Annotated in this window: 10 protein-coding genes; 6 read left to right on the forward strand and 4 right to left on the reverse strand. The window is 73.8% G+C overall.

Annotated features, from left to right (window positions below; genetic code table 11):
- Nucleotides 1–104: 104 nt before the first annotated feature.
- A complete protein-coding gene (locus tag ACUW6W_RS06875; RefSeq protein ID WP_454180032.1) occupies nt 105–944 on the reverse strand; it encodes an ATP-grasp fold amidoligase family protein in 840 nt (279 codons plus the stop codon).
- A 111-nt stretch (nt 945–1,055) separates the two neighbouring features.
- On the opposite strand from ACUW6W_RS06875, the gene ACUW6W_RS06880 reads away from it, so the two are divergent.
- From ACUW6W_RS06880 to ACUW6W_RS06900, 5 genes are all read left to right on the forward strand, one after another.
- Complete coding sequence (locus tag ACUW6W_RS06880; protein WP_454180034.1) at nt 1,056–3,743, forward strand: ATP-dependent helicase C-terminal domain-containing protein; 2,688 nt, start codon at nt 1,056–1,058, stop codon at nt 3,741–3,743.
- 86 nt (nt 3,744–3,829) lie between these two features.
- Nucleotides 3,830–5,134, forward strand: coding sequence for an extracellular solute-binding protein (locus ACUW6W_RS06885; RefSeq protein WP_145032075.1), 1,305 nt, complete (start codon nt 3,830–3,832; stop codon nt 5,132–5,134).
- A complete protein-coding gene (locus ACUW6W_RS06890; RefSeq protein WP_002856617.1) occupies nt 5,131–6,102 on the forward strand; it encodes a carbohydrate ABC transporter permease in 972 nt (323 codons plus the stop codon). Before ACUW6W_RS06885 ends, ACUW6W_RS06890 begins: the two co-directional genes overlap by 4 nt.
- Complete coding sequence (locus ACUW6W_RS06895) at nt 6,099–7,016, forward strand: carbohydrate ABC transporter permease (protein WP_136940702.1); 918 nt, start codon at nt 6,099–6,101, stop codon at nt 7,014–7,016. The genes ACUW6W_RS06890 and ACUW6W_RS06895 overlap by 4 nt, the downstream gene beginning before the upstream one ends.
- Nucleotides 7,017–7,051: 35 nt before the next feature.
- The gene (locus ACUW6W_RS06900) at nt 7,052–8,344 is read left to right on the forward strand and encodes an ABC transporter ATP-binding protein (protein WP_002856613.1); all 1,293 of its coding nucleotides are present in this window, start codon (nt 7,052–7,054) and stop codon (nt 8,342–8,344) included.
- Between the two features lie 27 nt (nt 8,345–8,371).
- Here the strand turns inward: ACUW6W_RS06900 and ACUW6W_RS06905 are convergent, their stop codons facing one another.
- The 3 genes from ACUW6W_RS06905 to purU are packed head-to-tail and all read right to left on the reverse strand — an operon-like array spanning nt 8,372 to nt 10,883.
- On the reverse strand, nt 8,372–9,367 hold the full coding sequence (locus ACUW6W_RS06905) for a D-isomer specific 2-hydroxyacid dehydrogenase family protein (protein ID WP_454180035.1): 996 nt from the start codon (nt 9,365–9,367) through the stop codon (nt 8,372–8,374).
- A 33-nt stretch (nt 9,368–9,400) separates the two neighbouring features.
- A complete protein-coding gene (locus tag ACUW6W_RS06910; RefSeq protein WP_049145584.1) occupies nt 9,401–9,922 on the reverse strand; it encodes a gamma carbonic anhydrase family protein in 522 nt (173 codons plus the stop codon).
- Between the two features lie 55 nt (nt 9,923–9,977).
- Nucleotides 9,978–10,883, reverse strand: coding sequence for a formyltetrahydrofolate deformylase (gene purU / locus ACUW6W_RS06915; protein WP_454180036.1), 906 nt, complete (start codon nt 10,881–10,883; stop codon nt 9,978–9,980).
- A gap of 179 nt (nt 10,884–11,062) precedes the next feature.
- Between purU and ACUW6W_RS06920 the strand changes: the two genes are divergently transcribed.
- Entirely contained in the window at nt 11,063–12,613 is a 1,551-nt protein-coding gene (locus ACUW6W_RS06920; RefSeq protein ID WP_119217522.1) for a hypothetical protein, read from the forward strand.
- Nucleotides 12,614–12,696 lie beyond the last annotated feature (83 nt).

The raw sequence follows: 12,696 nt of genomic DNA on the forward strand, positions 1-12,696 counted from the left end.
GGACGGCGCGCTTGGCGCGCCGTCCGGAGCGTCCCCGTCCTCCGCCTCGCCTGCGGGCCAAGCGGAGGACGGGGACTATGGCCGTTTTTCTTGGTCTCGCTCGATCAATTGCGCTTCGGCGCATCGACGAGAAGCGAGCCAGCGAGTCGCTTCTCTGCCGCGTCCCACAGGTTTCCCAGCCGGGCGGCCTCTTCCGGAGCCATGAGCTTCCGGTTCTTGTAGAAGAAGGTGCCTGGGTAGAACGTGATCTCACCGAGCACCGGCCCAGCGGGGGTGTCGTAGAGATCCACGCGGCAGAACGCCGAAGGCACCGCTGTGCTCACGCGGCGAGCCACAGCCAAGAGTTCCTCGGCTCCCGCCGGGGGTTCTGCAGCGTTGACGATGGACTCCAGATGAGTGACTCCAGGGTGCACACCGAATCGGTCATGGACGTCCGTCATCGGTGAGAAGTCACCGTTGAAGTATGACGCTGCGGCGGGGCCCGCGATGTGGTCTTCCACCAGCACGAAACCGCACTCGCCCTGGAACATGTAGCACCGGACATCGGCCGGCGGAGTCACTCCACGACGGTCACTCAGCAGCTCCTCGACGAGGAACTCGCCGGCGTCGGGGCTCAGGTCGTACCTGCCCTCGATCTCACGCAGCGTCTCGATGAGCCCCGGAACTGTCACAGGCTCGTCTTTCACGAGATCCCACAGCTCGGCCCCGCGGCGTTCGAGGAGGTGCACGCCGATGGAGGTGGACGCGAAGCCAGGCTTGACGATGCACCGCTCGGGGAAGTCGAACCGCTCGAGTGCGGACAGCGGTCCCTTGAAGAGCTGTTCAGGAGTCCTGATCCCGATCTGCGCAGCGAACTGACGGGTCGCGTTCTTCGCCCCCAGCCATCCAGGGACGCCGGCTTCCCGCCCCTCCAGGCGATTCTGAATCCTGTCGAAGTAGTCCATGGCCTGCGGCCCGTCTGCACTCTGCGTCACGTCGACAGTCAAGCACACGTGCCCGAGACGCCACTCACGTGACGGAGAAACAGCCGGGCGTTCTTCGCGACAATGGACCCGATGCCCACCCCCGTCGATCCCGTCACCGTCCCCTCCGCCCTCTCCGCCGCCCTCGGCCGCCTCAGCACCGGCCTGACGTTCGCGGCCGCCCTGCCAGACCTCGAGGCGGCGCTGGACGCGCGCGGGGCGGCCGTCGTCGAGGCGCCCCCGGGCACGGGCAAGACCACCGTGGTCCCGCCCGCGCTCGCGGTCCGGCTTTCGGACCACGGCGGCGGGCGCGTCCTGGTCACGCAGCCGCGGCGGGTCGCGGTGCGCGCGGCCTGGCGGCGGCTGCGCACGGCGGTCCTGGCCGCCGCGGCCGACGCGCAGCCCGGCGCCGGCCCCGACGCGCGGGCTCGGCTCGCGGACGCCGCCGTCGGGTACGCCGTGCGCGGCGACGCGGCGGGCGGCGGTGCCTCGGCCGTCGAGTTCGTGACCCCGGGCCTGCTGCTGCGCCGCCTCCTGGCCGACCCCGGGCTCGACGGCGTGGGCGCGGTGGTCCTGGACGAGGTCCACGAGCGGGACCTGGACACGGACGTGCTCTTCGCCCTCCTCGCCGACCTGCGGCAGCTGCGTCCCGAACTCGCGCTCGTGGCCATGTCCGCCACCGTGGACGCGGCGGCCCTGGCGGCCCGCTGGGCCCGCGGCATGGGGGAGGAGGCGCCCCTGCCCGTGGTCTCCACCCCGGCCGTGCTGCACCCGCTGCGCGAGGAGCACGCCCCGTTCCGCGGCCACCGCCTCACCGCCGAGGGCTGCGTGGACCGGGCGTTCCTCGACCACGTCGCGGCCACGGCCGCGCGCGCCCACGCCGCGGCGCTCGACGCCGACCCGACCGTGGACGCCCTCGTCTTCCTGCCCGGCGTGGCCGAGGTCGAGGCCGTCGCGGGCCGCGTCGCCGCGCTCGCCCCGGACACCGAGGTCCGCGTCCTGCACGGCCGCCAGGAACCCGCCGACCAGGACGCCGCGCTCGCCGGCCGCGCCGACCCCACCGTGCCGCGCGTCGTCGTCGCGACGGCGGTCGCCGAGTCCTCGCTGACCGTGCCAGGGGTGCGCCTCGTCATCGACTCGGGCCTGGCCCGCGAGCCGCGCCGGGACCGGGGGCGGGGCATGGCCGGGCTCGTCACCGTCCAGGCCTCGCGCGCCGCCGCCGGCCAGCGTGCGGGCCGCGCCGCCCGCCTCGGCCCCGGCACGGTGGTCCGCTGCCACACCGCCGCGGCCCTGGGCGCCGCGCCCGCAGCACCGACGCCGGCCCTCGCCGTCGTCGACCTCGCGCCGGTGGCCCTGGCGTTCGCGGCGTGGGGCGCCCCGGGCGGCCGTGGGCTGACCCTGCCCGAGGACCCGCCGGCCGACGCGATGGCCGCCGCCGAGCGGACGCTCGCCTCCCTCGGCGCGGTGGACGCGGACGGGCGCATCACCCCGCACGGCGCCGTCCTGGCCGAGCTGCCCCTGGACCCGCCGCTCGGCCACGCCCTCCTGCGCGCGGCACCGTGGACGGGGCCCCGCCCCGCGGCCGAGGCGACGGCGGCCCTCGCCCTGGACCTGCGCGCCCCCGGCGCCGACCTCGAGGCCCTGGTCGCGGCCCTGCGGGACGGCCGGCACCCGGAGGCCGGGCGGTGGCGCCGGGAGGCGGATCGGCTCGAGCGCCTGGCCCGTCGGCACGCGCACCACGCCCCGGAGACGCGGGAGCCGGACGGGCCCGAGGCGGCGACCGCGCGGCGGCACCCCGCCGGCCTCGTGGCCGCCCTGGCCTTCCCCGCGTGGATCGCCCGACGCGCGGGGGAGGCGGGCGCGTACCTGCTCGCCTCCGGCACCCGCGCGGCCCTGCCCCGCGACGCCGCCGGTGGCGGCCTGGCGGGGCAGGAGTGGCTGGCCGTGGCCGAGGTCGCCCGCGTGGCCGGGGACGCGGCCGGCACGGGTGCCGTGATCCGCGGGGCCGCGCCGATCGACCGGCCCCTCGCCGAACGGGCCGGCGCGGGCCTGCGGCGCACCGAGGACACCGCCGACTGGCGCGGGGACCGGCTCACCGGCCGCCGCGTGGACCGGCTGGGCGCGCTCGTGCTGGCGGAGACGCCGGCGCCCGTCGCCCCCGACGCTGCCGCGCAGGCCGTGCGCGCCGCCCTCGCCGCCGACGGCCTCGTCCGGTTCGACCCGAGCGGCCGGGCCGAACGCCTGCGCCGCCGGGTGCACCTGCTCCACCGCGTCCTCGGCGCCCCGTGGCCGGACCTCTCGGACGCGGCGCTGCCCGGCCTGGACGCGCTGGTCGACGGGCTCGCGGCCGACCTGGCCGCCGGGCGGCCCCTCACGCGCCTGGACGCCGAGGCGCTGCTGCGCGGCGCCCTGCCCTGGCCGGAGGCCGGCCGGCTGGACGAGCTCGCCCCCGAGCGCCTGCCCGTGCCGAGCGGGCGCGCCGTCGTCGTGGACTACCCGGCCGTCCACGAGGACACCCCGCCCGTGGTCGCCGCCAAGCTGCAGGAGTTCTTCGGGGCGCGTGTCACCCCCGCTGTGGCGGACGGTCGTGAGCCGGTGGTCCTGCACCTGCTCTCCCCGGCGAGCCGCCCGCTCGCCGTGACCGCCGACCTGCCGTCCTTCTGGGCCGGCCCCTACGCGCAGGTCCGCGCCGAGAACCGCGGGCGGTACCCCAAGCACCCCTGGCCCGAGGATCCCGCCGCCGCGGAGCCGACCGCCCGGACGAACCGCCGCGCCCGTTGAGAAAGGGGCGCGCGAAACGTGCAGGAATCGCTCCGATGCGTGATGATGGCCGTCACATCCGACTCGCATCGAATGAGGTTCCACTTGTGAGACACGACACGCGGGCACGTCAACGGCGCCGGGCCACGCTGGCCGGCGCCGTCGCTGCGGGCGCGCTCATCCTGGCCGGGTGTGCCCCGGCCGAGCAGACGCCCACCCTGACCTGGTACACCAACCCCGACGACGGCGGGCAGGCGAAGATCGCCGCCCAGTGCACCGACGCCGCGAACGGCCGATACCGGATCGAGACCTCCATGCTCCCGACGGACGCCGGCTCCCAGCGCGAGCAGCTGACCCGCCGCCTCGCCGCGGGCGACACGTCGATGGACATCATGTCCCTCGACCCGCCGTTCGTCCCCGAGCTCGCCGAGCCCGGCTTCCTGGCCCCCGTGCCGGAGGAGATGCAGGCGTACGCGGAGGACAACGCCCTGGAGGGCGCCCTCGCGGCCGCCAGCTGGAAGGACGAGCTCGTCACGGTCCCGTTCTGGGCCAACACGCAGCTGCTCTGGTACCGCAAGTCGGTCGCCGAGGCCGCGGGGCTGGACATGTCCCAGCCCGTCACGTGGGACCAGCTGATCGAGGCCGCCCGCAGCCAGGACAAGGACCTGGCCGTCCAGGGCGCCCGCGCCGAGTCCATGACCGTGTGGCTCAACGCGCTCATCGAGGGCGGCGGGGAGCAGATCATCCCCAACGCCGAGGCGCCCACGGACGAGGTCACCACCAACCTCGACTCCGAGGCCGGCCGCACGGCCGCCCGGATCATCTCCACGATCGGCAAGGAGGGCCTCGGCAGCGCGGGCCTGCCGACCCAGGACGAGAACGCCTCCATGCTGCTTTTCCAGGGCAAGAACGGCTCGTTCATGGTCAACTGGCCGTTCGTCTGGCCGGCCACCCTCGGCTCCGTGGAGGAGGGCACGCTGCCGGAGGACCTGCCCGAGGACATCGGCTGGGCCGTCTACCCCCGCACCGCCGAGGACAAGGACGCCGCGCCGCCCGTGGGCGGCATCAACCTGGGGGTGGGGGCGAAGTCCGAGCACCAGGACCTCGCCTGGGACGCGATCTCCTGCATCACCACCACCGAGCACCAGAGCCAGTACTTCGTCGAGAACGGCAACCCGCCCGCCGACCCGGCGGCCTACGACGCCCCCGAGGTGACTGAGAAGTTCCCCATGGCGGACACCATCCGGGAGTCCCTCGAGCTCGGCGCCCCGCGTCCGCAGACCCCGTACTACAACGAGGTCTCCACCGCGATCCAGCAGCGCTACGCGCCGCCGTCGGGCGTCTCCGAGTCCACCCCCGCCGAGACCGACGACTTCATCCAGGAAGTCCTGAGAGGGGAGCGTCTGCTGTGAGCCACGTCGACACCGCACCCGCCGCATCCACCCCGCGCGCCGTAGAGGGTCGCCGCCCCCGCCGGGTGAAGTCCCAGCGCGCGAAGTCCGAGGCGCGTCTCGGCTGGCTCCTGGCCGGCCCCGCGTTCTTCGTGATGCTGTTCGTGGTTCTGTACCCGATCCTGCAGGCCCTCTACGACTCGCTGTTCAAGTACCGGCTCACCGCGCCGGGCGACCGCGAGTTCGTGGGCCTGGGCAACTACGGCGTGATCCTCACGGACCCCGTGTTCTGGAAGGACCTCGGGGTGACCCTGCTGATCACCGTGGTGACCGTGGTGGTCGAGCTCATCCTCGGCTTCCTGCTGGCCCTGGCCATGCACCACGCCATCAAGCAGACCCGCGGCCTGATCCGCACGATCATCCTGGTGCCGTACGGCATCATCACCGTGGTCTCCGCGTTCGCGTGGTTCTACATGTTCTCGATCGACTCGGGCTACATCAACGCCTGGTTCGAGTGGCTGCCGGGCGTCGACGCGGACCTGAACTGGTTCGCGCAGAGCAGCACCGCGCTGTTCGTGATCATGCTCTCCGAGATCTGGAAGACCACGCCGTTCATCTCCCTGCTCCTGCTGGCCGGCCTGGCCCAGGTGCCGGGCGACCTCACGGAGGCCGCCGCCGTCGACGGCGCCTCGTGGTGGCAGCGGATGAAGCTGGTCATCCTGCCGAACATGAAGGCCTCGATCATGGTGGCCGTCCTGTTCCGCGCGATGGACGCGTTCCGCATCTTCGACTCCATCTACATCATGACCAACGGCGCCTACGGCACCGAGGTCCTCTCGCTGCTGGCCTACCGCACGTCCATCGGCCGGCTCGAGATCGGCATGGGTTCGGCGGTCTCCGTGATCCTGTTCCTGTGCGTGGCCCTCATGGCGGTCATCGCCGTCAAGGGCTTCAAGGTGGACCTGGCCGACCGAGGAGGTTCCAAGTGAGCACCGCCGCATCCGCTCCCGCCCCCGAGGGCCGCGCCCCCGAGGGCCGCGGGCCCGAGGCCCGCGCGCCCCACCGTCGCGGCACCGGGAAGGCCACCGCGCTGTGGTGGATCCTCACCGTCGTGATCGGCGTGTGGTGCCTCTTCCCGCTGTTCTCGATCTTCGCGACCAGCTTCAAGACGCCCGCCGACCTCGCCAACGGCAAGCTGCTGCCCACCCAGTGGTCCACGGTGAACTACGAGGAGATCTTCGTGGGCGGCTCGCGCGAGCTGTTCCTCACCGCGCTGCGCAACTCGATCGGCATCACCGTGATCGCCACGATCATCGCCGTCATCCTGGCCACGCTGTGCGCCTATGCGATCGCCCGCCTGGACTTCCCGGGCAAGCGGCTCGTGCTCACGGTGTCCCTGATGGTCTCGATGTTCCCCGTCATCTCCCTGGTGACGCCGCTGTTCAACATGTGGCGCACCCTCGGGCTGTACGACACGTGGATCGGCCTGATCATCCCCTACCTGTCCCTGACCCTGCCGATCTCCATCTGGACCCTGGCCGCGTTCTTCCGCCAGATCCCGTGGGAGCTCGACCAGGCCGCGCAGGTGGACGGCGCCACCCCGCTCGAGGCGTTCCGCAAGGTGATCGTCCCGCTGGCCGCCCCCGGCGTCTTCACGACGGCGATCATCGCCTTCTTCATCGCCTGGAACGACTTCGTGTTCGGCATCTCTCTGACCTCCACCGAGACCGCGCGCACCGTGCCCGCCGCCCTGGCCTTCTTCACCGGCGCCTCGCAGTTCGAGTCGCCGACCGGGGCCATCTCGGCGGCCGCGATCATCGTGACCATCCCGATCGTGATCCTGGTGCTGGCGTTCCAGCGGCAGATCGTGGCCGGCCTGACCAACGGCGCGGTGAAGGGCTGAGGCCCGCGCACGAGACCTCCCGAAAGGACCCCCCGATGGCCTCCATCACCCTGAACCACATCGACAAGACCTACGACGACGGCTTCCACGCCATCAAGGACGTGAATCTGGAGATCGAGGACGGCGAGTTCGTCATCCTCGTGGGCCCCTCCGGCTCCGGCAAGTCCACCCTGCTGCGCATGATCGTGGGCCTCGAGGACATCACCGACGGCGAGATGCTGATCGACGGCCGCCGCGTGAACGAGGCGGCCCCCAAGGACCGCAACCTCGCGATGGTGTTCCAGAACTACGCGCTGTACCCGCACCTGACGGTGTACGAGAACATCGCCTTCCCGCTGCGGCTGATCAAGGAGAACAAGCCCTCCGAGGAGGAGATCGACCGCAAGGTGCGCGACGCCGCCCGCGTGCTCGAGCTCGAGGACCACCTCGAGCGCAAGCCCGGCAACCTCTCCGGCGGCCAGCGTCAGCGCGTGGCCATGGGCCGGGCGATCGTGCGCGAGGCGGACGCGTTCCTCTTCGACGAGCCGCTGTCCAACCTGGACGCCAAGCTGCGCGGGCAGATGCGCGCGGAGATCTCGCAGCTGCAGCGCCGCCTGGCCACCACCTCCGTCTACGTGACGCACGACCAGACCGAGGCCATGACCCTGGGCGACCGGGTGGCCGTGCTCAAGAAGGGCGAGCTGCAGCAGGTGGCCAGTCCGCGCGAGCTCTACGAGCAGCCGCTCAACCTGTTCGTGGCCGGCTTCATCGGCTCGCCGTCGATGAACTTCCTGCCCGCCTCGCTGAAGCAGAAGGAGGGCGGCCACGTGCTGTCCTCGCCGATCGGTGACATCCCGGTGCCGCCCGAGAAGGCCCGCGCCGCCGAGGGGCGGGACATCGTGTTCCTCGGCCTGCGGCCGGAGTTCTTCGAGGACGCCGAGCTGGTGGAGGACAGCCGCCGCGACCAGGGCTCCACCTTCGACGCGACGCTCACGCACCTGGAGTGGCTCGGCCATGAGCAGTACGGCTACATCGAGTTCGATCCGGACCCGGCCGTGGCCGAGATGCTCTCCTCGCTGGCCAAGGACCTGGACGCGGACGAGCTGCGCCCCGTCGTCGTGGCCACCCTCTCCGGCGAGTCCCGCGCCCGGCCGGGCACACCGACTCGCCTGTGGGTGGACACCACGCGCGTGCACCTGTTCGACCCGACCACCGGGGAGAACCTCACCCGCGACCCCGAGGTCGGCGCGGAGCTGACCCGCCGGGCCGCCGAGGAGCGCCGCCGCCAGATCGAGATGGCCACCGAGCGCGATGCCGCCGAACGCGAGGCGGACGCGCCGCGCCGCTGAGCCGGCACCGCGGACGCCGGGGGCGGGTCAGTACCCGCCCTCGGCGTCCACCAGGCCCTCCAGCTCCGTCCCGGCCGCGCGGGCCCGCAGGTTCTGCTCGACCCGCGCGTGGAGAAGCGGGACGCACATCTCCGGGGTGTCCGCCGTGTGCGGCGTGATGAGGGCGCGCTCCTCGGTCCAGAGCGGGTGGCCGTCCGGCAGCGGCTCGGGGTCGGTGACGTCCGTGCCGTAGCCGTGCAGCCGGCCCGCCGCGAGGGCCTCGACGACGGCGTCCGTGTCCACCAGCGTCCCGCGGGCGATGTTCACGAGCACGGCGTCCTCGTCCAGGAGGGCGAGGCGGTCGGCGTCGAACAGGCCGCGGGTCTCGTCCGTGGCGGCCGCGGCGATCATCACGACCTGCGCACCGGGCAGGACCTCGTCGAGGCGGTCGATCGTGACGGTGCGGTCCGCGCCGGGTACCTCGCCCGCGCGTCGGCGCACCGCGGTGACGTGCACGTCCCAGGTCTTGAGCAGGCGGATGTACTCCTGTGCGATCCCGCCGCCGCCCACGACCACGGCGTGCAGGCCGTTCAGGGTGCGGCCGGAGGAGGGGCCCCACGTGGTGGCGCGGACGCGCGCGGGCAGGTCCCGCAGCAGGGCCAGGGTGAGCAGCAGCGCGTGTTCGGCCACCGGCGGCGCGTACGTGCCCTTGGCGGACGTCCACACGATGTCCGGGCGGCTGCGCACGAGGGGGACGAACGGCTCGATCCCGGCGAACGGGAGCTGCACCCAGCTCACGTGGGGGTGGGCGGCCAGGGCCGCGGCGAGCGCATCGACCGGGATCGGGCGGACCATCAGCAGGGCCGTGGCGGAGGTGTCGCCCTCGGCCACGGCGGCGCCGCCGACGTCGGCCACGGCCTGCTCGGCCAGCCGACGGGCGTGGGCGTAGGGGGTGCCGGCGACGTCCTGCGCCGCGGGGAGGACGAGCAGGCGCTCGGGGACGTCGTCGGGTCGGGTGCGGGGGAGAGCGGAAGTGGTGGGCATGGTGCCCACCGTCCCACATCCTCCGGGCCCGCTTCAGCCGGCGACGGCGTCCCGGTGCGCGGCGGACAGCCGCAGGTAGGTGGCCGCGTTCTTCTTGAGGCCCTCCCGCTCCTCGTCCGTGAGGGGGCGGCGGACCTTCGCGGGGACGCCCGCCACGAGCGAACCGGCCGGGACCTGCGTCCCCTCGAGCACCAGGGCGCCGGCGGCCACGAGCGAACCGGCGCCGATGACCGCGCCGTTCATCACCGTGGCGGACATGCCGATCAGGCAGTCGTCCTCCACGGTGGCCCCGTGCACCACGGCGGAGTGGCCCACGGAGACACCGGCGCCGAGGGTGCACGGGAAGCCCTCGTCCGCGTGCAGCACCACGTTGTCCTGCAGGTTGGTGCCCGTGCCGACCCGGATGGGGGCGGAGTCGCCGCGGGCGGAGACGCCGTAGAAGGCGGAGGAGCGCTCGGCCATCTCGACGTCGCCGGTGATCGCGGCGGTCGGGGCGAGGAAGACGGACTCGTGGATGCGCGGGGTGGCACCCGCGACGGTGATGATGTGGGCCATGCCACCAGCCTAGGTGTGGAGGACGACGGCGCCGCGTGGCGCCGTCGTTCCGGGCTCAGCTGAAGACGACGGTCCGCCGGCCGTCCGCGAGGACGCGGTGCTGGGCGTGCCAGCGCACGGCCTGCGCGAGCGTGGAGCCCTCGACGTCGCGGCCGCGGGCCACGAAGTCGGCGGCGGTCTGGGCGTGGGTCACCGGCTGCACGGACTGCGCGATGATCGGGCCCTCGTCCAGGTCGGCGGTCACGTAGTGGGCGGTGGCGCCGATGAGCTTCACGCCGCGTTCGTGCGCCTGGTGGTAGGGGCGGGCGCCCTTGAAGGAGGGCAGGAACGAGTGGTGGATGTTGATGGCCATCCCGGCCAGGTCCCGGCACAGCTCGTCCGAGAGGATCTGCATGTAGCGGGCCAGGACCACCAGCTCGATGTCGAACTGGGCGATCAGGTCGCGCAGCCGGTCCTCCGCGGCCTCTTTGGAGTCCCGGCTCGAGGGGTCCTTGGAGACGGGCACGTGGATGAAGGGCACGCCGTAGAAGGAGGCGAGCGGCTGCAGGTCCAGGTGGTTCGAGACCACCACGGGGATCTCGATCGGCAGGGTGCCGGCGCGCTGCTGGAAGAGCAGGTCGTTGAGGGTGTGCCCGTCCTTGGAGCACATCACGAGGGTGCGCATGCGGTGCGCCGCGTCCCACAGGCCCATGCGCATGCCGAACTCCTCGCGCACCGGCGCGAGCGCCTGCTCGATGTCCTCCCGCACGGCCGGGGTCATGAACTCCACGCGCATGAAGAAGTCGCCGGTGTCCGGGGAGCCGTACTGCTGCGACTCGGTGATGTCCGCCTCCACGCCCAGCAAGGCGCCCGTCACGGCGTGCACGATGCCCTTGCGGTTCGTGCAGGCCAGCGTGAGCACGCGGGCGTGCTCCGCGCCGGAGGCGGGGGAGGGGCTGGGTGAGAGGGCTGCCGTGTCCATGGCGTCGATGGTAGGCGGTGCCGGCCGCGCGGAACCGCGGGATGACGGGGCTGATCCCTGGTCGGGGGGCCGGGCCCCGTGTCATTCTCAAGACCAGGTTCCCCGCCGCGCGGCGGCGCGGGAAGCACGACGCGGCGCCCGGCCCGGCCGGTCGCCCCAGACGACCGAGGAGCACCCCCATGCCACAGTCCACCCTCTACTGGATCATCGCGGCGATCATCGTCGTGCTGCTGATCCTGATCATCCTCTCGGTGATCGCCTCCCGCCGTCGTCGTGAGGCCGAGGCCGAGGCGGCCGAGACCCGGCTCGAGCGCCGGGGCGTCAGCGCGGACACCGCGGGTGAGCAGGCGGCCGCCGCCGCGGCCGCCCCCGCGGCCCCGACCCGCCTCTCCCGCCTGGACGAGGTGGCGGCCGAGAAGGACGCTCGCCCCGCGGCCGCGGTGAAGCCCGCCGGGGGTCCGGCTGCGTCCGACACCGCCGCGGCGGACCGCGAGACCGACGAGTCCGTCGCCGGCGTGGCCGGCGGTGCCGGGGTGACCGTGGACCAGCACGACGCCCCGAGCGCCGACGCCGCCGCTCAGATCCACCGCCGCGACGCCGCGGCTCCGGCCACCCGGGGCACTCTGCGCCCCGCTCCGGCGGCGCCGAGCACGGCGCGCGAGGCGGACACCGTGGGCCTGGGCGCGGCCGGTGTGGCCGGCGGCTCCGGCGTCACCCTGGACGAGCAGACGCCCGCGGCGGACGTCCCGGCGACCCCGGCCTCCCCGTCCCCGGTGACCGAGACCCCCGCCCCGGCGGCACCGGCCGCCGAGGCTCCGCAGCACAGGAGCCACCTCACCCCGGCTCCCGAGCACGTGCACGGGACCGTCCCCGCCGCCGAGGTCGCCACCGAGCACACCCCCACCAAGGAGTTCGCCACGGACGCGATCCCCGTCCCGCAGGGCGAGCACCTCGAGACGCACACGGTCGCCACCACCGCGCACGGCTCGGTCACCGTCGTGGCCGCCGAGTTGGACCAGGCCCAGCAGGCCGGCGCCGCCGGGGCGGATCGCTCGGCCGCCGGGGCCCTGCGCATCGACGGCACGCCCGGGGTGCCCGGGCGCGTGGCCGAGGCGGACCGCGAGCCGGCGCGTACCGAGGACCATCGCGTGGACGCCGCGCAGCCGGCGGCGGTCGAGCCCGCAGCCGAGCGCCCTTCCCTCGAGGCCGCCCCGGCCACCCGCCGGGCCGAGGCCCCGGAGACCCACGCCGGCACCACGCCGGCCACGCCCCTGGGCGGCGCCCCGGAGCTGGATCCGACCGCGGCCTCGTCCGGCCGTGCGGAGGACGCCACTCCGGCGACCCGCCGCGAGGCCCGCGCCGCCCAGTCGGCGGCAGCCGCCGGGACTGCCGGGACCGCCGCGCCGACGTCGTCGACGCCCACGACCGTGGCCCCAGACACCTCCACCTCCTCCGCCCCCACGGATGAGGAGCCCGCCGAGGACGACACCGAGGGCGCCGCCCTCCCGGACCTGCGGGCGGACCGCGACGAGACCCGAGTCTCGGACGCCGAGGGTGAGTCGAAGCTGGCCCAGGTCGGCGCCGTGGCGGCCTCCGCGTTCGAGACCGTGCGTGACAAGGTCGCCGTCCCGCTGCGGGACAACGTGGCCGTGCCCGCCAAGGACACGGTCGTGAAGGTGGTCAAGGACAAGCTGTCCCAGGCGCAGGAGCGCCGCTGGGGCAAGCGCTGACCGGAACAACCGCCCCACGACGACGGCGGCCGCCCCCTCGTGTGAGGGAGCGGCCGCCGCGCGTTCAGCGGAGCCCGCGCGGG

Source organism: Micrococcus sp. 093350064-1 (genome assembly GCF_053627955.1).

Bases quoted from the DNA above. Each gene is read 5' to 3' on its own strand.
- ACUW6W_RS06875 (WP_454180032.1), bottom strand. From the start codon at position 944: ATGGACTACTTCGACAGGATTCAGAATCGCCTGGAGGGGCGGGAAGCC.
- ACUW6W_RS06880 (WP_454180034.1), top strand. From the start codon at position 1,056: ATGCCCACCCCCGTCGATCCCGTCACCGTCCCCTCCGCCCTCTCCGCC.
- ACUW6W_RS06900 (WP_002856613.1), top strand. From the start codon at position 7,052: ATGGCCTCCATCACCCTGAACCACATCGACAAGACCTACGACGACGGC.
- ACUW6W_RS06905 (WP_454180035.1), bottom strand. From the start codon at position 9,367: ATGCCCACCACTTCCGCTCTCCCCCGCACCCGACCCGACGACGTCCCC.
- ACUW6W_RS06910 (WP_049145584.1), bottom strand. From the start codon at position 9,922: ATGGCCCACATCATCACCGTCGCGGGTGCCACCCCGCGCATCCACGAG.
- purU (WP_454180036.1), bottom strand. From the start codon at position 10,883: ATGGACACGGCAGCCCTCTCACCCAGCCCCTCCCCCGCCTCCGGCGCG.
- ACUW6W_RS06920 (WP_119217522.1), top strand. From the start codon at position 11,063: ATGCCACAGTCCACCCTCTACTGGATCATCGCGGCGATCATCGTCGTG.